This is a genomic window from Acidiluteibacter ferrifornacis, from assembly GCF_009909615.1.
In the GTDB taxonomy this organism is placed as follows: Bacteria; Bacteroidota; Bacteroidia; order Flavobacteriales_E; family Vicingaceae; genus Acidiluteibacter; species Acidiluteibacter ferrifornacis.
The window spans coordinates 462,764-484,908 of the sequence record NZ_WWNE01000006.1 but is presented as its reverse complement, the minus strand read 5'-3'; the positions used below and the strand labels follow the sequence as shown (position 1 = coordinate 484,908).

General features: G+C 32.4%; 20 protein-coding genes. 9 read left to right on the top strand and 11 right to left on the bottom strand.

The features are described from left to right. The first annotated feature begins 18 nt into the window (after positions 1-18). The 3 genes from GQN54_RS08560 to GQN54_RS08550 are packed head-to-tail and all read left to right on the top strand — an operon-like array spanning position 19 to position 2,331. The gene (locus GQN54_RS08560) at positions 19-1,044 is read left to right on the top strand and encodes a sulfotransferase domain-containing protein (RefSeq protein ID WP_160633113.1); all 1,026 of its coding nucleotides are present in this window, start codon (positions 19-21) and stop codon (positions 1,042-1,044) included. A gap of 7 nt (positions 1,045-1,051) precedes the next feature. Beyond that, a complete protein-coding gene (locus GQN54_RS08555; RefSeq protein ID WP_160633112.1) occupies positions 1,052-1,549 on the top strand; it encodes a hypothetical protein in 498 nt (165 codons plus the stop codon). Next, positions 1,546-2,331: a hypothetical protein gene (locus tag GQN54_RS08550; RefSeq protein WP_160633111.1), complete on the top strand. Its 786-nt coding sequence runs from the start codon at positions 1,546-1,548 to the stop codon at positions 2,329-2,331. Before GQN54_RS08555 ends, GQN54_RS08550 begins: the two co-directional genes overlap by 4 nt. 16 nt (positions 2,332-2,347) lie before the next feature. Here the strand turns inward: GQN54_RS08550 and GQN54_RS08545 are convergent, their stop codons facing one another. From GQN54_RS08545 to GQN54_RS08530, 4 genes are all read right to left on the bottom strand, one after another. After that, on the bottom strand, positions 2,348-3,424 hold the full coding sequence (locus GQN54_RS08545; RefSeq protein WP_160633110.1) for an SGNH/GDSL hydrolase family protein: 1,077 nt from the start codon (positions 3,422-3,424) through the stop codon (positions 2,348-2,350). Then, positions 3,421-4,539, bottom strand: coding sequence for an SGNH/GDSL hydrolase family protein (locus GQN54_RS08540; RefSeq protein WP_160633109.1), 1,119 nt, complete (start codon positions 4,537-4,539; stop codon positions 3,421-3,423). Before GQN54_RS08540 ends, GQN54_RS08545 begins: the two co-directional genes overlap by 4 nt. A gap of 33 nt (positions 4,540-4,572) precedes the next feature. Beyond that, a complete protein-coding gene (locus GQN54_RS08535) occupies positions 4,573-5,703 on the bottom strand; it encodes a nucleotidyltransferase domain-containing protein (protein WP_160633108.1) in 1,131 nt (376 codons plus the stop codon). A 310-nt stretch (positions 5,704-6,013) separates the two neighbouring features. Next, positions 6,014-6,736 (bottom strand): glycosyltransferase family 2 protein, encoded by a 723-nt coding sequence (locus GQN54_RS08530; protein WP_160633107.1) that lies wholly within the window; start codon positions 6,734-6,736, stop codon positions 6,014-6,016. 108 nt (positions 6,737-6,844) lie between these two features. Between GQN54_RS08530 and GQN54_RS08525 the strand changes: the two genes are divergently transcribed. The 4 genes from GQN54_RS08525 (at position 6,845) to GQN54_RS08510 (ending at position 12,759) form a co-directional block, all read left to right on the top strand. Beyond that, the gene (locus GQN54_RS08525; protein ID WP_160633106.1) at positions 6,845-8,125 is read left to right on the top strand and encodes a hypothetical protein; all 1,281 of its coding nucleotides are present in this window, start codon (positions 6,845-6,847) and stop codon (positions 8,123-8,125) included. An 86-nt stretch (positions 8,126-8,211) separates the two neighbouring features. Continuing rightward, positions 8,212-9,408: an N-acetyl sugar amidotransferase gene (locus tag GQN54_RS08520; RefSeq protein ID WP_160633105.1), complete on the top strand. Its 1,197-nt coding sequence runs from the start codon at positions 8,212-8,214 to the stop codon at positions 9,406-9,408. Continuing rightward, positions 9,408-11,024 (top strand): carbamoyltransferase family protein, encoded by a 1,617-nt coding sequence (locus tag GQN54_RS08515; protein WP_160633104.1) that lies wholly within the window; start codon positions 9,408-9,410, stop codon positions 11,022-11,024. Before GQN54_RS08520 ends, GQN54_RS08515 begins: the two co-directional genes overlap by 1 nt. Before the next feature lies 1 nt (position 11,025). Continuing rightward, complete coding sequence (locus GQN54_RS08510) at positions 11,026-12,759, top strand: DUF6798 domain-containing protein (protein ID WP_160633103.1); 1,734 nt, start codon at positions 11,026-11,028, stop codon at positions 12,757-12,759. Here the strand turns inward: GQN54_RS08510 and GQN54_RS08505 are convergent. The 4 genes from GQN54_RS08505 to GQN54_RS08490 all read right to left on the bottom strand — a co-directional run bounded on the left by GQN54_RS08505 (position 12,756) and on the right by GQN54_RS08490 (position 16,858). Further along, positions 12,756-13,571, bottom strand: coding sequence for a carbon-nitrogen hydrolase family protein (locus GQN54_RS08505; protein WP_160633102.1), 816 nt, complete (start codon positions 13,569-13,571; stop codon positions 12,756-12,758). The genes GQN54_RS08510 and GQN54_RS08505 overlap by 4 nt on opposite strands. Beyond that, the gene (locus GQN54_RS08500; protein WP_160633101.1) at positions 13,564-14,724 is read right to left on the bottom strand and encodes an SGNH/GDSL hydrolase family protein; all 1,161 of its coding nucleotides are present in this window, start codon (positions 14,722-14,724) and stop codon (positions 13,564-13,566) included. Before GQN54_RS08500 ends, GQN54_RS08505 begins: the two co-directional genes overlap by 8 nt. Continuing rightward, positions 14,721-15,623: a hypothetical protein gene (locus GQN54_RS08495; protein WP_160633100.1), complete on the bottom strand. Its 903-nt coding sequence runs from the start codon at positions 15,621-15,623 to the stop codon at positions 14,721-14,723. Before GQN54_RS08495 ends, GQN54_RS08500 begins: the two co-directional genes overlap by 4 nt. A 107-nt stretch (positions 15,624-15,730) precedes the next feature. Continuing rightward, positions 15,731-16,858, bottom strand: a complete 1,128-nt coding sequence (locus GQN54_RS08490; RefSeq protein ID WP_160633099.1) for an SGNH/GDSL hydrolase family protein — start codon at positions 16,856-16,858, stop codon at positions 15,731-15,733. 99 nt (positions 16,859-16,957) lie between these two features. Here GQN54_RS08490 and GQN54_RS08485 point away from each other — a divergent pair, with 99 nt between their 5' ends. Next, positions 16,958-17,134: a hypothetical protein gene (locus tag GQN54_RS08485; RefSeq protein WP_160633098.1), complete on the top strand. Its 177-nt coding sequence runs from the start codon at positions 16,958-16,960 to the stop codon at positions 17,132-17,134. A 22-nt stretch (positions 17,135-17,156) separates the two neighbouring features. Here GQN54_RS08485 and GQN54_RS08480 read toward each other — a convergent pair whose 3' ends face one another. Further along, a complete protein-coding gene (locus GQN54_RS08480; RefSeq protein WP_160633097.1) occupies positions 17,157-18,284 on the bottom strand; it encodes a cupin domain-containing protein in 1,128 nt (375 codons plus the stop codon). Next, positions 18,285-19,130: a CmcI family methyltransferase gene (locus GQN54_RS08475; RefSeq protein WP_160633096.1), complete on the bottom strand. Its 846-nt coding sequence runs from the start codon at positions 19,128-19,130 to the stop codon at positions 18,285-18,287. 602 nt (positions 19,131-19,732) lie between these two features. Here GQN54_RS08475 and GQN54_RS08470 point away from each other — a divergent pair. After that, on the top strand, positions 19,733-20,005 hold the full coding sequence (locus GQN54_RS08470) for an SAM-dependent methyltransferase (protein WP_160633095.1): 273 nt from the start codon (positions 19,733-19,735) through the stop codon (positions 20,003-20,005). Between the two features lie 419 nt (positions 20,006-20,424). Here GQN54_RS08470 and GQN54_RS08465 read toward each other — a convergent pair whose 3' ends face one another. Next, positions 20,425-21,942, bottom strand: a complete 1,518-nt coding sequence (locus GQN54_RS08465) for a tryptophan halogenase family protein (RefSeq protein ID WP_160633094.1) — start codon at positions 21,940-21,942, stop codon at positions 20,425-20,427. Positions 21,943-22,145: the final 203 nt, after the last annotated feature.

Here is a 22,145-nt window from a genome sequence, read left to right as displayed (position 1 = left end):
GATGATCATTACTTTACAATGAGTATTCGATTTAGAAATTCCGATAATCATATTAACTTTATTGGCATAGGTGCTCAAAAGTCGGGAACCTCATGGTTATATGCTCGGCTTAATGAGTTGGAAGAATTTAGTTTGCCTCCGATAAAGGAGCTTCACTATTTTGATAGATTTTCAACGGTTTATGGGAAGTCAAACTTATTGCAAGAGGCTTCATTGCAGAAAAGATTAATAAACTTAAAGTGGACGAAAACGGCATTGAATGTATTGTTTAAAAATCGAAAAGACTCTAGAAAATTCAGGTGGTTAATCAAATGGTATTTTTCCAATTATAATGAAAGCTGGTATTTATCCTTATTTGATAATTGTAAAGGAATAACTGGTGAAATTTCTCCTTCGTATGCTGCAATTGATAAAGATGGAATAAAACGAATGCATGATTTAGTACCGCATGTAAAAATTATTTTTATCATTCGAAATCCGATAGAAAGGGCATGGTCTCAATATAGAAGCTTTATTAGTGAAAGAGAGCCATTGGATAAAGAATGGGATAGATATAAAAGCAGTTTAAGTGTGAAAGGTAGTAATTCCTTAATAGATTCGATCGGTACATTGGAGGATGAAAAAATTATTCAATTTCTCAATCATGATTTTCAGCACTTGAGATCTAGTTATATTCAAACACTTGAAAATTATGTGAAATATTATAAGAAAGAACAAATCTTGATTGGTTTCTTTGATGCAATTGAAGAACAACCAAAACAGTTTTTAAAAGAGATTGTAGGATTTGTTGGCGGCAATGAAAAAATGGTAACTAGATTAACAAATTTGGACTTAAAAACGAATGTTTCTTATAGTACTGTTGCACCCGAAAAGATTAGTCTTTTTCTGAAAAAAAAATATCAATCTTTGATAGCTGAGTTGTCTGATAAGTTTGGCGGATATTGCTCTAAATGGTATATTGATAATTATGAGACGGATTCTTCTACAATCGAAGTTTCTCCTATCTTAAAATGTACTTTAAATCTAAATAGTGTTGAACTATAATTAAGAAATGGAAGTATCTCTAGTAGCATCGATTTTTACAATTTGGTTTATTATCAGCATCTTTTATGTCTTTAATAAAAAGGTATTGGGTAAACTGGGAAAATTACTGCACAAATGGGGTTGGGTTAATGCTTGGTCAATGTATACGAGTAGGATTGGGTCCGAAAAAGAATTTCAAGTTGTTTATTGTGATTTTGATTCTGAATTGGAAGAGTTTAATTGGAAATCGTTAGATCCGAATCTAATTCAAAAAAACAGCATCTTGATTAGTCCAGTGTTTCGATTTGAATGCTTTGTTATCGACTGTTTAAAAAAAATTCATGCTCCGAGAAGGTTCAATACGAGTGCAAAACTTAATCTTCATTTTTTTGATTATTTATGTGCAGTTATTATTGAGCTTCCAAACCCCAATAAGGCTAAATATAGACAAGTAAAAGTGGAACGCCATTTTGAAAATGGTTCAAGTGAAAACCTGTTAACTTCTAAAGCTCTTGCATTAAAATGAACATAGATAATACCTTTATATTTATTACTCTGCTGGTTGGGATTGGTGCAATTCAATCCGCTTTAGAAAATCTATTGCTTTTCATTAAGTTACCAAATATTGCTAATTATCCGTTAAATCAAGGAATTTTAAAATCTAAGCTAGCAAATGGATTTAGGTATTTTTATAATTCTCCTGGAGTGTGGATTCTGTTGATTTTGAGATTGCTGCTTGGGTTTCTTGTGTTGCTGCAATGTTACTACAAAGAAGTACATTTCATTCCTATATTGTTCCTACTGATAATTGATCAGATTGCATTTCCCAGATGGAAATTTTTTCCAGTGTCTGAGTCGCCATTGCAACGAGTTCTTTTGATTGGGATTATGTTCCATTCTCTGTTTCCAACAGAACAGGTTTCTATAATTATTTTGACTGCTATTTCTTTGTTTCTTTGCTTGGCTTACTTCGCCTCAGGCTATAAGAAGAGTGAAAGTAAAAGTTGGAGAAACGGTGCTCGAATGATCAATTTTGCCGAAGAAAGTTCTTTCCCTTTTAAAGGTAAACATGAGTTTTGGAAGTACTTTGGTTTTTTGGTTATTTTATTCGAATGTAGTTTTTTCTTAGGTTTAGCATTCAAACAACTTGCAATTGTTTTTATGATAATTGGATTCTTGTTTCATGCTTTCCTGTATGTAAGATATAACTATAGCTTTTTCTTTTGGACATTTATTGCTTGTTATCCAGCGGTGTATTTTGTTTCTGTTCAAATAAACGAGTTAATTGTAACTGTCTTTTTTACGTAACAACTTATAATTTTTTTCAATTTTCATTTATCCAAATAGATAGAGAATCACTTATTATTGTTGAAACATACTTTGACCCTTCTGGTTTTAGCGCTAATTCATTATAGAAATATTGAGGTTGATTAGATAGGTGTTGGTCAAGGTCTATGTAATGAATAGATTGAGATTTGGCAGTTTGAATAATTAAAGAGTTGAACCGCCTGTGAATTGCAATAATTTCTTCGTCGGTTAAACCATTGTTCAATGAAAGTTTCAATAAATTTGAAATGTTTTTAGTTGAATCTAATAGGTTGGCCTGTGTCATTAGAATGGGAGTAATGTGCCAATCTTTACAAACAGCAATGAAAGTTAATAAAGCACTTCTGTAGTTCTTATAAATTAGTGAAGTGTCTATTTTTATCGTTTGATTCTTAGTTTCTTCTATTTCTTTCGTTTGATTAAAAAGTGTACTTCTTATTTTTTTTAGAGTAAGTAAACTACTGAAATCATTTTCATTTTCTAAGCTCTCAAAGGATTTTACCTTTTGATTTTTTTCATAGTCCCAATAATTCCCATTTTCCGTTAATATGATTAAATCGTTTAAAGTATGCATTAACAAGACATATTTTGGTTTTAATGGAATAATTGTACCTATAAGTCTATTAATGGAGTGAATAATATCGTTGCCGGGGAAACCTGCGTTGAAGGTATTCAATTGTAAGTTTTTACCGGTTAGATATGTGAATCTATCTTCTGGCTTTAGATGTAGATTTGCAGTTGTTCCATCTCCTAAAAATACAATTGAAGTATTGTTGTTCTCCTTTAAAAAAGAGGGTTTAATAAATCCATTTTTATCAGTTTCAAATTCTAAAGAGTCATTGAGTATAAATAGATCTGGGGAGCTGTTAGTATCTAGTTTTAAATTAATATGGCTATTTGGTGAAGGTTCTCCTAAATCAACGTATCTGCTGTTTCCTTTACGAATCATTTTCGTTTTAGATTGCCCCAAATAAAATTCTGAAAGACACAAAATAACTGTGCTAACGACTACAAAAAAAACAATGATTGTTGTTTTAGGATTGCGTTCAAAAAGTTGAGCCTTCTCTTTATTCATTTGGCTTGTAATAAACGTGTAGTATTGATTTTTAATAATAAGGCATCGCTAATAATATTTGCTGCTAATTGTGAACCTTCGTTATTGAAATGAACAAAATCTTTCATGTATTTAGCTGTTTTTGGTATTTTTTGATCAAGATCAATTAGGTCTATCTTGTTTTGCTGAGCTACATTTCTGATTATAGTGTTGGCTCGTTTGTATATGTTATTGAAGTCAGATAGGCTTAAACCTCGTTTTGCTAGTTTGTTTTTAAGATGTTTAGCGTCTTCTTGCGTTAATGCTCGATTTTGTTGAGTCATTAAGATGGGTTTTATATCCCATGCAATGCACGTATGAACAAAGATTTCTAGAGCACTCGTAAAGTCTGCATAAATTTGATTGGTATCACCCATATTACTTACATCATTGGTATTTATCCACTCATTGTCGTGCGCCCTTTTTTTGAAAATTGAGGATTTAACCTCTTTTATAGCCTTTATCGTATTCGGAAAATAATATTCATTCTTATAAAAAGATGAAATGTCATGATTGTAGTAAGATGTTGAATCAAAGCTAGACACCATCAGTCTATATTTGTTGGATGTACTCCAATATGATTCGGTGTAAATTAAATGAACTAAATCATTTATATTGTGCATTACTACCGCATAATCCGGCCTCATAGGAACAACTACATTTAATAACTTAACATAGGAATTTAGACTATTATTACCTGCTCTACTGGCATTAAACGTGTTTATTTTTAGTTTAGATTTTTGCCCTAAGATTTTGCCAGTTAAGTATGGGAACCTTAAGTTTTCATCAACTTTTAGGCATTCAGTTGTCGATCCACCCAGAAAGACAATGTCAATATCAGAATCCTTATGTTTGCCAGAAGGGTTGATAAATCCATTCTGATCTGCTGAGAAATTAAAGCCTTGGCTTTTATTTTCTAAATGGAGTTTAGGATCGATTTCTCTTAGGCTTAAAAATCTTCTCTTTATATTAATAGACTCAGTTGACTTCGGATCTATTCTGACCTCTATTTCTAATTGATTTTCAGAGAAAACTAAGATGCAATATGATAAAAATACAATTGATGAAATTCTAAAAATTACCTTTTTTGTATTCATTTTAGTTTTCGCTAGAAGGGTAAAGTTATTGATTTATGATGTCCGATCAGGTTTTATGATATACCTCCAAAACCAAAAGATTGGTCGAAGCCAAAAGTAGCCGAAAAAGAGGGAATCTGGTAATTTAACGAGCTCAAAATCATTAATTGAATTTATCTTGAAATAAGATAGTTTATATTGAATCCGATTGCTGAGTTTTATTTTATAATCTAAAATTTTCAGATAGTTGGAAACAGAAGCTTCTTGAGAAAATAAATCTTCTTCCATTATTATTGCTCTAGAAGTTTCAACTAGTTCTTGAGTAATTTTGCTCTGCTGATAAAGTTCTTGAATTACTTTTGGGGCAGGAAGCTTAAATAGTATCTCAGTTAATAAAAGTCCTTGTACTAGAGGTCGTTCTATTCCTAATTTTATGGCCTCTTTAAGAATAGTTTTCCAATCAAATTTATCTTTTTGAATTAAAGTTGCAACTTCTAATAACCAATACAATAGTGCCCACTGATGTTTTGAACCATGAGCACACAAGTACAACAATAGGTGTTTATTGGAAAGGCAGTTGACGGTTGTTTTTCCAACGACCATTGGTGAGCTGTCTTTTAATAATTCATCGAAGGTAAGTGGTAAGTAATGACGATTAGCAAATAAACGCCAATGAATTTCAACTTGAATCTTTTTCTTAGGATGAAAGAAGGCCAATTGGTTGTTGGATTTTTGAAAGGCTTTTTTCTGTTTTTTGTTCAGTGAGTTGAATGGATAAGAATTGATATAGCCTTGATTCTCTATTTCTTTAATGCATTTTTCTAACTGCTCCTCCTTTATTAGAAGATCAATATCTCTAGAGCTTTTTGCGGTAAAATCACCGTAGATTTGTTTGGAAGCAATTGGCCCTTTTAGTGGAATAACCGCAATGGAATGTTGGTTGAATGCTTCACAGATTAAACTAATTTCTGCGGTAAAAGAGAGCATTCTTAGTGTTCCTTTTTTATTTTGGAGGCTTAAATGTTTTATCAGGTCTAAAGGAAAAGTTAAGTTCTTTTTGATGATTATATTCTCAACTATTTTTGAGATTCTATGCCTGTTTCCTAAATCAATAACACTTTCAAATTGAATAAGCTCAACTTTTAACTTTTCAGATTTAAGCGACGCAGTACATAATTTCAGCAAAACTTCAATTGATGAAAAGTAATTTATTTTTATAGAAGTATTCAAATTAGTTGATGATACATTACTTTATTAAAAATGAAACGAGATATTAGTCAATGGTTATATTGGAGTATGGTGGTTGTTTCCTAATTTAAATGACATTAAATGCTCTATTTTTTTTAAGAAATGAAAAAGTTTCGGGTAATATTTATGATCACAGATCATATTAAATTATGCCTATGCTTATTCAAGTAAAATTTCTTTAAACAATGCTAAAATACAAGTTTTAAATGATGTTGTGTTGATAAATCGAATTAATGAGAGGATGGTACTATTTACAAATAGTTCTGTAGCACCAATAAACCCAAATTAGCTTTGGAGTCTCAAGGAAGGCTTGTTTGATTATTTTGAAAGATGCGCCATTACTGTTTCCGCTTAATCGAGTTTGGTAGTTAGATGGAATCTCAATTGGGTGGTTTCCGTTGTAAACCATTTTGCTACAAATTTCCGATTCAATTAATGAACTTTCCATTTTTAAATCAAGAAGTTTTAATGACTCGTTTTTGTAAGCTTTTACCCAGTTCACATCTTTCAGTATTAGTTTTATTGTATAGCGATTTAATAATCGATTAAAGGATGAAAGCCACTTTCTTGATCTACTATAAATTTGATTGTTTACTCGGTAAAAAGAAAGAAATGAATTGTTTTGCAAATTTTTATAAGGGATGAGCTCTTCCAAGTTAAATTGGTCATCTCCAGGAATCATGATAACATTTTCGTTCACTGCATTCTGGTAGCCGGAATAAAGTGATTTACCAATGCCTTTATTGTTAGTATGATTAATGTAGGTGATATTTTTATTATTTATTGTTAAATCCGAAATGATTTTATGTGAATTGTCGTTACTACCATCATTCACAACTATAACCTGTCCGCAATTGTTGGAGATTATTTTTAGAGTACTTAATGCATCTTCAATCACTTTTTTTATAGTGCCTTCTTCGTTGTAACAAAGTATTATTATAGACCAACTTTGGGTTGCAGGTATTGACATAAGAAGCTAAATAGTAAACGCTGTATTCAATTTTGATTCAAAGGAAATCAAAAATTCTGGATTCGAGTTAGATTATTCTTAACTAATTTAGTTGTCTAATTATGTGATATGGGTACTAAATTTCTGAAGCAACTCAGGTTGCTTGTTTTCTTTCCATTTTTAGTTCTTGGTGTTGGTTTAGTTTGCTCTTTCTCTATAAATTCTAAATCAATATTGATAGGAACATTAGTTCTAACTGTCGGTGGTGTATTGTCTGCCAGAATAGGGGGAAAAGGAACTGGTTTATCTTTAATGGTTAGTGCTTTAGTTTTCGTATACCTGTGTGGTGAAGGCGTTTTTTATACAATTAATCCATATCTAAGTGCTTCGGGGTTCAATAAAAAAGCTACCGAATTTGATCCTATTAGAGGGTATCGATGGTTAGGTAACAATGTCAGAAGCTTTAGAACAAGAATGGGAATTACAGTTTATGACAATCGTTTCTATCCTAATAATGAAGGGTGGATTATGGATCAGGAGTATTCATATATTAAGAACGACTCCACCAAAAAACGATGGATGATATTAGGTGATTCATTTATAGCTGGCATTATGTTAAAGACTAATTTGCCAAATCGCGCTCAACAACTATTAAACGATTCGATAGGGAATAAAGAAGTTGAGCTTTATTCATTCGCAGTAGATGGGGGAGGAATTATGAACTGGTTTAATATATTCTTCAAAGAGATTATCCCAAATTATGAGTTTGATGGAATTATATTGGCACCTTATGCAGATAATTTGTATCGTGATTTTATGATAATGTTGATTGATACCAACGGATTTATGGGTAGAATAGATTCAGTTGATTGGTCGGAAGGGGTTATTCCAAAAATGAGTGATTTTAAAGAACTAAAGTCTTACAATAATGTATACTCCGACATTGAGATAGAACACTTTTTGAGTCATCCATTAAAGCCGTTTGATTGGGCACTCAAGAAACAATTGAAAAGTCATATATTAAGATTTGGAAAGAATGAAAATAGTAATACGGAGGATGTAAAAACAATAAGCCAATTAAATGGTAGAATGGGATTGAAAAAGTTTACTCAATTAGATTCAATAATTTCATGGTGCCAATCTAATCAAAAGCAATTTGTTTTGGCTTCAATTCCATCGAGAGAGGAATTGAAGAATACTTTGTATGGTGAAAGAAATCAACACAAAGTAGATATGGACATCATTGCTAAAGAATATCAATTAGATTATTTTGATGGCTATTCAGTTTTTAAAGGTTTAAATAATGATGAAGTGGATAGGCATTGGCTCAAATACGATGGGCATTGGAATCAAAAAGGTTCTGACAGATATACAGTGGAGTTGGTCAAATATTTAATGAATTGTCAATAATATGATTCATTGGGGGTGTTTAATTAGCTAGTGTTTTTTCCTAGTTTTGAGTTTAATCTAAAAACTTAGTCGCAACAAGAAATTGAATGGGTAACAAACTTATTGTTAATGGTGTGGAGTCAAATTTGACCAATCAAATTTGTACGAGGTGTGTTCAAGATAAAACTGTTCCAGGCATTTCATTTGACAAAAAAGGAGTTTGCAATTATTGTGATTTACATGATAGTTTGTGTGAAATATTTCCCAACGATGAAAGAGGGGAAATATACCTAAGCCAATTATTTTCTAAGATAAAGAAAAAGGGGAAAAATAATAAGTACGATTGTGTAATCGGAATTAGTGGAGGGAGAGATAGCACCTATTTGCTCTACAAAGCGGTTAAGGATTGGGGATTACGCCCCATTGCGGTTCACTTTAATGATGGTTTTGATAATCCTGTGGCTGGAGAAAATATGCTAAATGCAGTAAAAAAGCTTGGTGTTGAACTTCGTACCATTACCTCTGATTGGCGCGAAGCTAAGGACTTAAAGTTGACTTTTTTGAAGGCATCTACACCAGATTTGAATCTAGGAACCGATATTGGAATTGCTGCTGCTATTTATGGGGTAGCGCATAAAGAAGGGATAAAGAATATTTTAATTGGTCAGTCTTTTAGAACTGAAGGTGTAAAACCTTTAAGTTGGTCATATTTTGATGGTGACTATTTGAGAAATGTGCAAAATAAGTTCGGCAAGGTAAAGCTCAAATCTTGGAGTCCTGATTTGCCTCATTTTAATTTCGGTGTAAAGGAGCTTTTTTACTACACTCTGGTAAAAGGTATAAAAGCTTATACTCCTTTTTACTATATGAATTATATACGGGCTGATGCAGAAAAAATCTTAAAAAAAGAGTTAGATTGGGTTTACCCAGGAGCTCATTATTTTGATGATTTATACCATAGTGTGATAAAGTATGTTCATCGAGTTAAATTTAATATAGATTTAAATATGAATAGTGATGCAGCTCTGGTAAGGAGTGGACAGCTGGATTATAAAGTAGCATTAGGAAGAGCACACAGTATTTATAAAATCGAAAAGGAAGAGATTATAGAATTGTGCATTAATCGACTTGGAATAACTAAAAAAGAGTTTGAGTCATATTTAGCATTAGAGCCTAAAACTTTTAAGGATTATTCTACTAGTTATTCATATATTAAATTTGCTAGATGGCCTATCTACTTATTATCTCGCTTCAATCTAATTCCTAGGGTGACCTACGAAAAATACTTTAAATTCGTTGATTAATGTATGTATTAGGAATTAATGGGGGAGTAAGAGCAGGTTATCAAGATGTAACAGCTGTTTTAATTAAAGATGGGGAAGTTGTATTTGCTATTGCAGAAGAACGACTCAACCGTATTAAACATTCTGCTGGTATGTTACCTTATTTAAGTGTGATAGAAGCGCTCCGATATGAAGGTATTCAGATGAATGATGTTGACTATATTGCTACACAAGGCGCCACATTTGGTAATCAATATGATTCCATATTAGCTGAATTCTATTCCTATAATTTTGGCTACTGTCCGCCAATAAGAAGAGTTCATCATCATTTGGCGCATGCAGCGTCTGCTTATTATGGTTCTAATTTTGATGAGGCAATTATCTTAACTATGGATGCCTCAGGGGATGGTATTGCATTGCAAAAAGCAATTGGTATACAAGGAGAAATTGAGATTTTAGAGCAAGTTCCACGGAGTAATAGCTTAGGTATTTTTTACTCAATGATGACTCAATTTTGTGGCTTTGTGCGAGATACGGATGAATATAAGCTAATGGGGCTTGCACCATATGGAAATGCCAATCAAGTAAATTTGGATGATGTTCTCCATCTTGAACATAATTGCTTCCGATTGAACCCTAACTATGTCAAACAATATAAGTCAGGTTCCCCACAAGGTTCTAGACAACAAGCTGCTTTTAATGAAAGATTAATTAACCTTTTAGGCAAACCAAGGCAACCTCATGAGCATTTAAATCAATACTTTATGAATGTTGCTGCGGCAACACAAATTAAACTGAACGAAGCAGTTATAAATACAGTTAAAGATTTACATCATAAAACAGGATTCCGAAAACTCTGCTTGGCAGGTGGGGTGGCTTTGAACTGTGAAACAAATAGATTGATTGCAGAAATGGACTTTATTGAAGAACTGTTTGTTCAACCGGCAAGTGGAGATGATGGGGTTAGTTTGGGTGCTGCTTGGATAGTTTCACAAGAATTAGGAGTAAGGCCTAAAGTGCCACATAATTATTGTTTAGGTAAAAGCTTTAGTCATCATGAAATAGAAGCAGAATTAGACCTCTTGTGTGTCGATTTTAAAAGAATAGAGGATGTTGCAGAAAAAGCTGCAGATTTAGTTGCAGATGGGAAGATAGTTGGATGGCATCAGGGCAGAGATGAATTTGGTCCTCGAGCTTTAGGAAATCGTTCAATCCTAGCAAACCCACAGTTAGCAAATATGAAAGATAAACTCAACCAGAAAGTCAAGTTTAGAGAAGCCTTTCGTCCTTTCGCTCCATCAGTTTTGGCTGAAGAAGCAAATCGATACTTTGAAGGGAAATTTCCTGAGTCTCCTTATATGACAATTAATTATAAGGTTTTAGAATCGGCAAACTTGCCTTCTATTACACATCAGGATCGAACCGCTCGGATTCAAACAGTAAGCGAACATCAAAATCCATTGTATTATAGATTTTTAAAAGCACTGCAGAAGAATACTGGAATGGGGGTATGTATAAATACAAGTTTCAATAGAAAAGGAGAGCCAATAGTTCATCGCCCAAAGGATGCGGTTGCAGCCTTTTACGGCTCTGGAATGGATGCTCTATTGATAGGTAATTTTATGCTGCATAAATAGCATGGGTATTTTAACAATCATAGAAGTTTTGGGCAAAGGCTATTCTCGGGAAATCTCTCACAAATCTGCTATGGTTCTTGTCTTTTTTATTGGCTTGTTGACAACCTTATATAATTATCAATTTGTGAGTTTAATACAGATTGATATGTTGCCTATGATTTATAGAGAGTTAGATGTGCAATTTTTAACAAATGACTTTTTCACTAATTCCTCACAATTATTTAATGAAGACTTTATTTTTGCGAAGCTTGTGGGCCGAGCGGGGAAATTTTTAGATATTCCTACTGTAATTTTTATATTGACTTTATTGGCCAATCTTGGAATTGCTGTTGCAGCATATTTTACTACGAAAGGTTTAAGTAAAGGAAATCGAATGAGTGGATTGATTGCCACAATATTATTTTTGAGCGTTAAAACATTTCAATGGGGAAATCGTGAAGAAATATTCCGTTATGACTTAACTCCTGAACATTTGATTATGCCATTTCTCATTTTATGCATTTGGCAGGGTATAAGACAGCGTATTCTTGGAGTAGGTGTTTTCGCTGCTCTGGCGACCATAATTCATCCATTAAGTGGGCCTGGGATAGGAGGAATAATGCTTTTTCAAATTTTGATTGGAAAATTATATCGAAAAGATTTAACTAAAGTTGAATGCTATCAATTTATTATTGCGGGAGTTCTAATCAGTATACCGGCTGTGATGTATGTATCGAGTTATGCTCATTCTTTCAACTACCAAATGAGCGATGCTTTATTTATAGAAATTATGAAAGTTCGTTTCCCCCACCATTACTTTCCTTCATACTTTCTAAAGCCTGAGAAGTTGTTCCAAGGAGTTTTATTTCTTTCTTTAGCCACTTTTTCATGGTATAAACTAAGAACTCAGTTTAAAGTTGTTATTCAGTCACTTATTGTAACTTCTTGCATTGTAATAATGTTATGTGGTATCGGTTGGTTTTTTGCCGAGGTAGTACCCAACCGATTTATCATAACGCTTCAATTATGGCGTTTTCTAACTTTACTTAAGATTGTAAGTTTAATCGGAATAGCAATGTTTTTAGGAAGTGAATTAATGGGTTTTCGTGAAAAACTTTTACCTGTTAGAAATGTGCTTCCTTTTATTGGAGCTGGAGTAATTTGTTTTTATTTCTCGCTGACACCAAAACTGCTGATCAGTTTTCTGATATTAGTAATCGTATTAATTCTCTCAAGAAAATTGTTTTGGCTTAGTCTAAGTTTAGTCTTGCTCTTTGTGATTCATAATAATTTTTTTACTGCTAAAACCAATAACACTGATTTGTTCAAATACTTTAGAGCTCAGGTTTATCTTTCCGATTTAAATGACGCAGAAGCAGAGTTGGCAACTTTCATTAGAGCCAATACTTCAGATGAAAGTCCCTTGCTTTGTGGTCCACGAAACGGACGCTTAAGAATTTTGGCTAATCGAGCTTTAGTGGTTGATGCCTATGGTATCCCAATGAATGATAAAGGGATGGAAGAGTGGTGGAGAAGAATAAATGAAGTTTATAATCGAAAAAAAGAAATAAAACTGAATCATATTCTACAAACAGAGGAGAATTATAATAAGTTAGAAGATCAAGATTTCTTGAGATTGCAGCAAAAGTATGATTTTGATTTTGTGGTGGTTACAAAACAGCATAAAAGTGAATTACAAATTCTGTATCAGAATGATTATCTAAAATTATTGCAGATGCCTAAAACAGACAGTTAAAGTTTTGCAAAGTCTGTACCTTTCAGCTGCTGCTCTGGAATTTCAATTTGCTGCACAATTAATTCGCCTGCAAATTCATTAAAAATACCTTTAGAAATTATACCGTCTTTGTTAACAGCTAACGAACAGCCCACCATCTTTTTCCCTTCATATGGACCGCCGACTATATAGCCCACACTAGTTGTACTGATAATTACAATATTGTATTTAGAGGCTAGGTCGTTTAAAGGTTTTACCCACTTTTCAGCATAGGGGTCGGTATCCTCTGATATAAAATGATCAACTGTCCAAGAAGAGGGGGAAAGAATGATTTCAGCGCCCATTCTTGCCAAAGTGTGGCCAATATGTAATGCATCTGGATAATTATCGGCACAAATATTTAGGCCTACTTTTCCAAATGGGGTGCTTACAACGTTTAAAGTGTTGCCCACTTCATAATAATCATGTTCTACAGATAATAAATTAATCTTATGATACTTTATCACAATTTTACCTTCGGAATCAATTAATAAAGCAGTGTTAAAACGTTTGTTATCATTAATTTTTTCAGTTAGTCCGACACAAATATAAATATTAAACTCTTTCGCCATTTGGCAAAACTGATCACTATAAGCACCAGGAATGGGTTCGCTTTCGGTTTTAGATCTAGGATGAGTCCATGCAAAATCAATGGTTTCGGGTAAAACGATTAACTTGCAGTCCTGCTGACTAGCTTGTTTAACAAAATTAAAGGCCCGCTCAAAGTTGCGATTAACTTCACCACCTTCAACTAACAATTGAGCCATGGCTACATTGACTTTTCGATCACTCATGAACTAGACGATTAATAAAGATGGAATCTTTTAAAAAGTTAGAAAGAATTTTAGCTTTTAACTGATTGCCCTGTGTGTTTAAATGCACTTCGTCAGTATTTAAATCTTTAAATTGACTACTATAATTAGCTAAATCAAAAAAATAAAAATTTTGCGTTTTTGCCAAATGCTCAATTATTTCATTCTGCTTGTCAATTTCCTTCCCTATAACTGGAGATGACATTGAACTTTTTGCATTATTAAAATATAAAAAAGAAGTATAAAGGACAGCAATTTCATTAGATTTAGCAATATTGCCCATAATGGATAAGTTTCTCATTAAATATTTAGGAGGGTTTAAGTCTAAAATTTTTTTTACAGAATGTTTTTCGAAAATACCGGAAGGGTAGGTTCCTTTTAAATTTTGATATCGAAATTCAAAGCCTATATCCGTGGGAGCACGTCCAATACTTTGTAGATACTCTTTCTGAAACTCATAATCATTCATTATTTTTTGTTTTAGAAACCTTCCTAAATAAAATCGATTTAGCCAATCATTATCATACGCGAGATGTTGAGGATATGGATCTACCCTAAATCCTGAGTTGTCTCCTCTGTATGCTTGTGGAGGCCATACTAATCGAGTGCTTAAATCGTTGATTCCGTGATTTATAATAATAAGGTCTGGATTGAATTCGAGCAAATTAAATTGAAAGTTGAGTAAACTTTCAAAACTGCTATAGCCTTTAACACCGGCATTGATAACTTCAATTTTTTTTGGTGTAGAATTTTTTAGTTCTTGCTCTAGCAAATATGGATAACTATTTCTGTAATCTTCAACTGCTGTGCCATATGTGGTTGATCCCCCGATACAAATAATTCGATAAGTATTGGCTTCTTTTTCCTTGTTCATTGAATTTCCTCGAAAACCAAATTGGTTGTGTAGATTATTTCCTTGTTTAAAATTAGGTTTTGAAGAGTATCCAAAATAACGATGATGATCTACATTGAGAAAGTTAGACTTTTCATGCTTGTCTGCTGATGAAGCATATTTGTAAAAGGTATGGTTGGGGGCGAAGTTTTCTAAATAAATATACAAGCCTAATTCTAGTAAGCAAATACAAAATAAAAGTCCAAAAGCGAGAGAAATTATAACAAATAGTGTTTTTTTCATAGTAAAGTTGGCTCAGTAGTTTTTACTAACTCCCATCTTTTTAGGCTGTCTGAAATATGCTGACAAGCTTCTTTAGTTCCGCTGGAATTAAAAAGTAAATAATTATTAAAATAGAGAGGATTGCTATTTAAAACTCTTTCTAGATCTATAATGGACCAATTATTATCTTTACAAATTGCTCTAATTTCTTGATTAATCTTGCGATGCAACGCAGAAACTCTTTCATTTGTTATATGAATGTTTTTGACTTGAAGCAATTTAGAAAGATTTAAAGAGTCATAGTGATTAAACGCTTGGGTAATAAATATGGGTGTAATATGCCAGTTGCTTAATAATTGTCCGATGTTACTCAATGCTTTTGTATATTCCTTTAAAATTATGCTGTCTTCTACTTTTTTTAATGAAACATTTGGAACAAACGGGGTAGTCGAAACTCTCGCTTTTTTCTTATCTCCAATAATCTTATTCCAATAACTACCATTCTTTGCTAAAAGTAATAAGTCAGTTAAGTTATGGTTGATAAGCACCACTTTTGGCCTCATCGGCAAAAGTATATTTACTAATTTGTTAGTGCTGTGAATTAAGTCGCTACTTGGATATGAGGCGTTTATAATCTGATAAGAAGAGTCCAATTTGTTGAAGAGAAGGTGATGAATTCGTTCATTCGGATCTAAATCTAGATTAGAAGTTTGTGCATCGCCAAGTAAGAGAATACTCTCTTGATTGACAGAATTTTTTGAGACCAAAAGACCATTGGAGTCTGCTAAACAAGGTAAGGCGACATTAACCTCCAAAAGCTCAATTGCTTCTATATTATTTGAGTAGCTGCTTACTTCAACAGCAGGGATAAATTCCTTCAATTCTATAAACCTTTCATAGCTATAGCTTTGAAGACCCATTTGTGTAATTGTGTTTGTGTGCCTTAAACTGTATTCTACTATCAATAGTAGGATAAGTAATACTAAGCTGTTTATTACAATCAATTTTCCTATTTTCTTTAAACTTTTCACTGAGGTTTTACTATTGTTTTTGCAAATTCTTGGCTAATTATTTCAGCAACTAATTGTGAACCTCTTTGATTTAAATGTACCAAGTCTAAAAAGTAGGTACTCTTTTTAGGCACTTTCTTTTCTAAATCTATAAGAGTGACGTTCTCTTGATTTGCAAGATCTTTTATGATTTGATTAAGATTGGTGTAGAGCATTTGAATTTTATGGTAGTCGTAACCTGATCCTTGCATAATATTTTTGGCATATTGATGAACTAATGAGTTTACAGGCGGATCCTTTATAAGGAAATTAGCTTGGGTCATTAATACTGGTTCCGCATTATAGATTCTGCAAGTACGAATAAAAGTAATGAGCGATGACTTAAAATCTGATTCTAATTGTTGGATGTCGATTTCGTTTGGGTTTTGTTTGTTATTATGCCACTCTTTTTCAGTGCTGTTAAAAACAGAAAAAATCCCATTCAATCCTTCTTTTAATTTATAAAAGGGCTCTATCTTTTTATTTTCTAGGTAAGCAAGATAAGCGACCTGACTTTTGTCTCTTAGAATTTCAACTTTCCTCCTTACTTTACCTCGCATTACTTTGGTGCTCCAATAATCTCCTTGATAAAGCATAATGGCTAAATCATTAAAATTATGCATAAGCACTACCATATTTGGCTGTTGGGGTAGTATTACATTAACTAATTTATTATATGAACTTAGGCTTGAGTTTCCAGGATAACCTGCATTAAAAGTATTTACATTTAGCTGATAGTTCATTGCTAAACTGCGCTGTACAAGATTTACAAACTTTAAACTATCGACTACTTCAAAACAAGCCGTTGTGCTTCCTCCAAGAAAGTAAATATTATAATTAGCATTAGTTTGATTTTGAGAAGGATTAATAAAACCTGAACTATCAATAGAAGTTAGTTGAATCTTTTTTTTATAACTATCGGTTAATGTGTTATATGCTTGATAGCTTAAGTGTATAGTTGAAGCGGGAGGTGCTTCTCTTAGACTAATATATCGTTGATTTAAATGAAGTTGCTCATAATACTTTCCCTCAGTAGTATATATTGAATAATCACAAGAATAGAAAAGATTTACTGCAAGAAGTATGTTGAGAAGTTTTTTTTTCATTGAAAAGAATTGTATACTTCTTAAATATAATTTTTACTAAATTTCAATTTTAAGAATAAGTTTGCTAATATTTGTGTTTAATTACAATCAACTAAAGAAATGAAAGAAAAACAATCCGATAAAAAGACCTTTGATGATAATGAGAATCATAATGAGGATAAAAGTAATTTAAAGGAATGGAAAGCTCCTAAACTTCAAGTTGAAAACACTAATAATACTTTAGGGGGAACTTTATCTTGCAATTCTCCAGGAGATGATTCATGGTATACATCTTAGATTTGTGTAAGAACTTTGATGCCTATTTTTTTATTTCTAAAAACTTTTCTGCCAGTAATAACTTGGCTATTTTAAATGCTTCATAATCCCCAACTTTACTATTAATCTCTTTGAGCTTGAATGGTTTTTCTTGACACAAAGAAGTTAGGAATTCTTCCAAGAATATAGGGAAAGGGATTTTTTTATCTTCAAACTGTAGTTCTATCATTTTTCCTTTTTTCTTTAATTCCCAGTTAACTGTTTTTCTTTTGCATAAAGTTTGATTATTAGAAAGTTGCTCAGTAGACAGCCAGTCATGAAATCGTTTGTTTGATGTAAAGGGGCCTTGTGCCACATTAACGCTTTGAGAAGATTTCTTAAAGTCATGAAGTTTATTTTCTTGCATAAGTTCCATTACCATTTTTTGGAAATTTTCAATTTCTGTTGGAGTCAATCTCGCGTTGTTGGGATCGAGTCTTTTGGCAAATTTGCTTTGGCTTCTTACACTTTTCCACAGTTGGTATAATAAATCAGAGTAGGTAGCAAACTCAGCACCTAAAGTTAAATGGACGGAATGTGAGTCGCCAGTTTTTGCTTCATGGGGATAGTTTTTAGGCAAGTATAAAAAGTCTCCTTTTTCTAAAGTGATTTGCAATGGATCCTTCTTTTCAGGGTAAATCGTCCAAGTTTTTTTACCTGATAATTGAAGCGCAAATACATCATGATGATCGGTATGTTGTGGAAACCCACTTCGTTCACAAGGAGTGATGTAGACATTGGTCCAGATCTTTGTTTTTAGCTCATGACTGAGATTATGACAAAATTCAGCCAAATTGGGTTCCATTTGTTCAAGACTATTAACGGTTAGGCTATAACCTTTTTGTAAAAGTGTAAAAACCTTATCTATGTCCACAATAGTTGAGTTTATACCCATCTTTCGGTTTCTGTACTCTTCAAAATTTAAAGGTTTACCTTTAGAGAAAAGTGTAATGTAGGGGTAACTTAATCTAGAATTTGAAAAAAATGAATTAAGTTCATTTTCAGAGATGGGTAAGTAATTATTTCTATCAATTCCTTTTAGGAATAGAAACTCCTTTCCCCAATATTGTTCAAAGAACTCTTCACGACTTATTTTGCCTAAAAGGTTTTGAAAGGTGGAATTCTGTCTCATTTATTTTATTTTTTTTAGGATACTATTTTTAGCACTCACCGAATTTCGCCCAAAAAAATCAGTATAAAAAGTGTCTACTAAAAAAGAGTTTTTCTTTATCATTAAGAATTCTCCAATAATCTCTTGTTGCTTAAAACTGTCTTCTACATAAACATAATCACCAATATGCATCAAAGGCTCAAAATATGCTAAAACTGATTGTATAGTTTGATGTGCATCATCTACAATTAACCAAGGGTGAGGCAGGTCTAGTGCCATTTTTTTTGGAATCAAATACTCAATTTGCTTTGCATCACCTTTAATAAACTCAATAGATTTATTTTCAAAGCTTGCAGGATGAATATCTATAGAGTAAACCTTACCATTAATATTATTGATTTGTAAGTGATCCGCCATCCAAAGTGCACTTGCCCCGCTACCTGAGCCAATTTCGATGATGGTTCGAGGTCGAAGGTTTTGTATAATTAATGGAATTACCGCGTAGTCTTCAACGGTTTTTATCAATGGCAAATTCTTCCAACTTAAACAACTTAACATACCCTGGGGCCAGTGGTCCGTATTAATATTAGTCAATCTTCTTTTGGCCATTGATTGAAATCGATTGTTTTGATGATAAAAATTAAAATTTATCAAAGTGTCTAAGGCTTCTTGATCAGCAAAGGATAATCTCTCAAAAAAATCAATTGAAGTATTTAAGTTTTCTAAAACCTTTATAGCTCTTTGGATTTTTTTGTCCGTGTATGATGGTATATTTCTTTGTAACTCTAATTTTTTTGCCATTAATTCTTCTACTATTGGCAGTCGAGATTTTAACTCTTTTATATCCTCAGTGCTGAAATTGCCCATAAATCATTGTTTGGAAATTGTAAATAAACACAACTAATCGGTATATCAAGATGTCAGTTCTAAATTTCCCCAATTAATTTGGTTCAAGTTTAATTTCATCAGAATGGATGATTCCAAATTATATTTACCATTGTTTTTAATAACTTGCAAAACAGTAAATATTCAAGATTGAAATTCGTTTGACGACTCCCACGTTTTATGATTGTACTGTTTATCTCTAAGCTTTATTAAATTCTTCGAATAACATACTTTATAATTATTTTTAAGCGAGCTGAACTTTATACTTTTTAATTAAACATTAATTGGTTTAATAATATTGTCTATCGAGTTCTCGCTGAAGACAAAGTCAGAAATTGGGGCTGTGAATATACTATAAAAAGAAGGAGAAATGGTGGATCAAATGTGATTGAAATTGGTTGTGGGAATCTAGATTATATGAGTAAACTTTGTTGGGAACAAGACCCGAAATCATTTACTGCAATAGAAGAAAATGAAAGGCTATCAAGAGTGCCAAAAAGATTTTTAACGACCGAAATAAAGGAGTTTATACAGAATTGATAAACGGTATCTCAAACAAGATATAGGTTATCACAAAGGGTAATATGTCAATTTATGAAATTATTGGCTCTATAGTGAGTAATGAAGGAATGGCAAAGGCTATCGCGGAGCAAAAAGGCCGATTTTTGGAATCTGAAAGTAACTTTATACCTCAAAAGTGTAGGAGATTTAGTATTCCAGTCTCTAAACCAATACTTAACTTTTTTGAGAGAGGATCAACATTAATAATGACTGGAGGTTTAAAAGGAAAAGGACTTTATCGTGTAATTAATTTTCCAAAATCTTCAATTATTGATGTCCTGCAAATATTAGTGTAATTTAATTTTAATGAGAATATTAACCCCAAAAATGAAAGAAAGCTTGTTTTTAAGGTAAATGATAGCTTTCTATTTTTATATTAAAGTTAATTTTAATCAGGAGTATAGTTTGAAAAGTCTAATTCAAATCACCAATTGATCTACACCATACTTCCAACTTATTCGAAGTGGCCTAAGTTTGGAAGAGGGTGATTCTGTTAAGATAGTATTTGAATCAAATCTTATAAGATTAAATCTGCAATATGAATTAAGGACGAACATAAATGGTAGGCCAGTAAAATAGATTAATGATTTAAGCTGGGGAAGAGCCTGAATTTGTTTCTTAGGGAAGAATTAACTAATCTAATCTTATGTCCCTAGGCAATTCACTTGTTTCAGTTTGGATCTGTTTTGTTCAAGAAAAGAGTTTATTATCCGTTTCAAGGATGATTTCCTAAAACAGATGCATCTTTTGAAATAATTTCAAGTGCTTCCTTGTGCGGAATTGCTTTTTTTGATAATTCGTTCCATATATGCACTTTGGCTTTGTGATTTTTGGCTCTTTCGTTTATAAAAGCACTATTCCTTGCGTTTGGAAGTATGCCTTGAGCAACCATAAAAGTATCAAGTCCACTAAATTTAATTAGGCTATTTTGAATTTGTTTTCTAATATCAATATTTCTCATGTGCTTTGCTTGTCTCAACGGGCCGACTTCTTTCATTAAATTTATTAGGTTTTCATAGCCTGAGTAATTCACATATTCTCGATTCTCTCTCCAAAATGGCGTGTCAAGTCGATTGTTAAATTTAAAATGCAATGCTAAAAACCATCGTAATTGGTCCCATTTGTCGTTAATTACAAAGTTATAACGATCATAGTTTGAAGGAGTAAAATTTTGGTCTTTGAAAATTTCAGCAAAAACTTTCAAACTACTTACAATCATATGAATTCCTGAAGATTCAAGCGGCTCCACAAAGCCAAAAGAATTACCAATTGCAAGTACATTATACTTCAAAGCAAATTCATGTCTTCCCGACCTAAATCTTACCAATTTGAAGTCTGTAGCTTCTGGATTTTTTATCTTTAATTCTTGGATGATCTCCTCTTCTGAAGCAAACTGATTGCTATGAACATAACCAATATGAGTATTATCTCTTAATGGAGTGTTCCATAACCAGCCATGATTCATAGTCATTGCAGTGGTGTATGGTTTAATATTTTTTCCATTCGGAATAGTAGCCGTTATAGCGGTATTGGTAAACAAACTACTAGAATAGTCAACAAATGATACTTTTAGACTTTTTTCTAATAGCATTGAAACAAATCCTGTGCAATCAATATAAAAGTCAAAGGAAGCTATATTGCCTCCCTGAAAGTTTAAGCACTTTATGCTTCCTTTCTCTGAATCAGTTTGTACATTTTGTATGGTATCTATTATTTGTAGAATACCTCGTGAAATAGCCTTTTTCTTTAAGTAACTAACAAAGTTTCTGTTTTCTAAATGGTAGGCATAGTTTCCCTTTTTAAAAATAGAGGTAATAGGCATAATAATACCATTTTGTTCATACAAAAAAGACTTGTCATAATTCATTAAAAGCGACTGAAGACTAGATTCTTTTGGATCATTAAAGAGTTCTTTTGCTAAATAGGTTTCATGTGGCTCAAAGGGATAATTAAAGCAGTAGGGAGCTTCAAAGCCCCAGTCAAAACGAGTCCCGTGTTTTAGAGTAGGTTGAACTTCACTATAAAACTCTTGGAGGTCAAAACCTAAAATGCGGTGTAAGAAGTCGACCAAAGGAGGAGTGGTTGCCTCCCCAACCCCAATAATGGGTAACTGATCTGATTCAATTAGAGTTACTTTCACATTAGGAAAATAGGTTTTAATAGCTAAAGCCGAAAGGTAACCGGCTGTTCCACCTCCAATAATTCCAATACTTTTGATTTTTTGTATCCTCATTGATTTCTTTAACAAGTTTAACTTAAATGTCACAATTAGATTTAATATTCTCTAATAATTTATTTTGTTTTTCTAAAGACTAGCTTTATTTTTTAATAATATTGGAATCTGGAAATTTTGCCAATTAATGCTTTTTAAATCACTTGAGTTTTTCTTTTTCTGATAATTGTTTTTGGATTATATTGGAAAAGGGCGATAATGTT

What these genes read in the sequence shown, in the direction of transcription:
- GQN54_RS08520 (WP_160633105.1), top strand. Translation starts at nt 8,212, where the DNA reads ATGGGTAACAAACTTATTGTTAATGGTGTGGAGTCAAATTTGACCAAT.
- GQN54_RS08495 (WP_160633100.1), bottom strand. Translation starts at nt 15,623, where the DNA reads ATGGGTCTTCAAAGCTATAGCTATGAAAGGTTTATAGAATTGAAGGAA.
- GQN54_RS08515 (WP_160633104.1), top strand. Translation starts at nt 9,408, where the DNA reads ATGTATGTATTAGGAATTAATGGGGGAGTAAGAGCAGGTTATCAAGAT.
- GQN54_RS08505 (WP_160633102.1), bottom strand. Translation starts at nt 13,571, where the DNA reads ATGAGTGATCGAAAAGTCAATGTAGCCATGGCTCAATTGTTAGTTGAA.
- GQN54_RS08560 (WP_160633113.1), top strand. Translation starts at nt 19, where the DNA reads ATGAGTATTCGATTTAGAAATTCCGATAATCATATTAACTTTATTGGC.
- GQN54_RS08500 (WP_160633101.1), bottom strand. Translation starts at nt 14,724, where the DNA reads ATGAAAAAAACACTATTTGTTATAATTTCTCTCGCTTTTGGACTTTTA.
- GQN54_RS08490 (WP_160633099.1), bottom strand. Translation starts at nt 16,858, where the DNA reads ATGAAAAAAAAACTTCTCAACATACTTCTTGCAGTAAATCTTTTCTAT.
- GQN54_RS08465 (WP_160633094.1), bottom strand. Translation starts at nt 21,942, where the DNA reads ATGAGGATACAAAAAATCAAAAGTATTGGAATTATTGGAGGTGGAACA.
- GQN54_RS08530 (WP_160633107.1), bottom strand. Translation starts at nt 6,736, where the DNA reads ATGTCAATACCTGCAACCCAAAGTTGGTCTATAATAATACTTTGTTAC.
- GQN54_RS08480 (WP_160633097.1), bottom strand. Translation starts at nt 18,284, where the DNA reads ATGAGACAGAATTCCACCTTTCAAAACCTTTTAGGCAAAATAAGTCGT.
- GQN54_RS08510 (WP_160633103.1), top strand. Translation starts at nt 11,026, where the DNA reads ATGGGTATTTTAACAATCATAGAAGTTTTGGGCAAAGGCTATTCTCGG.
- GQN54_RS08550 (WP_160633111.1), top strand. Translation starts at nt 1,546, where the DNA reads ATGAACATAGATAATACCTTTATATTTATTACTCTGCTGGTTGGGATT.
- GQN54_RS08545 (WP_160633110.1), bottom strand. Translation starts at nt 3,424, where the DNA reads ATGAATAAAGAGAAGGCTCAACTTTTTGAACGCAATCCTAAAACAACA.
- GQN54_RS08525 (WP_160633106.1), top strand. Translation starts at nt 6,845, where the DNA reads ATGGGTACTAAATTTCTGAAGCAACTCAGGTTGCTTGTTTTCTTTCCA.
- GQN54_RS08470 (WP_160633095.1), top strand. Translation starts at nt 19,733, where the DNA reads ATGTCAATTTATGAAATTATTGGCTCTATAGTGAGTAATGAAGGAATG.
- GQN54_RS08540 (WP_160633109.1), bottom strand. Translation starts at nt 4,539, where the DNA reads ATGAATACAAAAAAGGTAATTTTTAGAATTTCATCAATTGTATTTTTA.
- GQN54_RS08475 (WP_160633096.1), bottom strand. Translation starts at nt 19,130, where the DNA reads ATGGGCAATTTCAGCACTGAGGATATAAAAGAGTTAAAATCTCGACTG.
- GQN54_RS08555 (WP_160633112.1), top strand. Translation starts at nt 1,052, where the DNA reads ATGGAAGTATCTCTAGTAGCATCGATTTTTACAATTTGGTTTATTATC.
- GQN54_RS08485 (WP_160633098.1), top strand. Translation starts at nt 16,958, where the DNA reads ATGAAAGAAAAACAATCCGATAAAAAGACCTTTGATGATAATGAGAAT.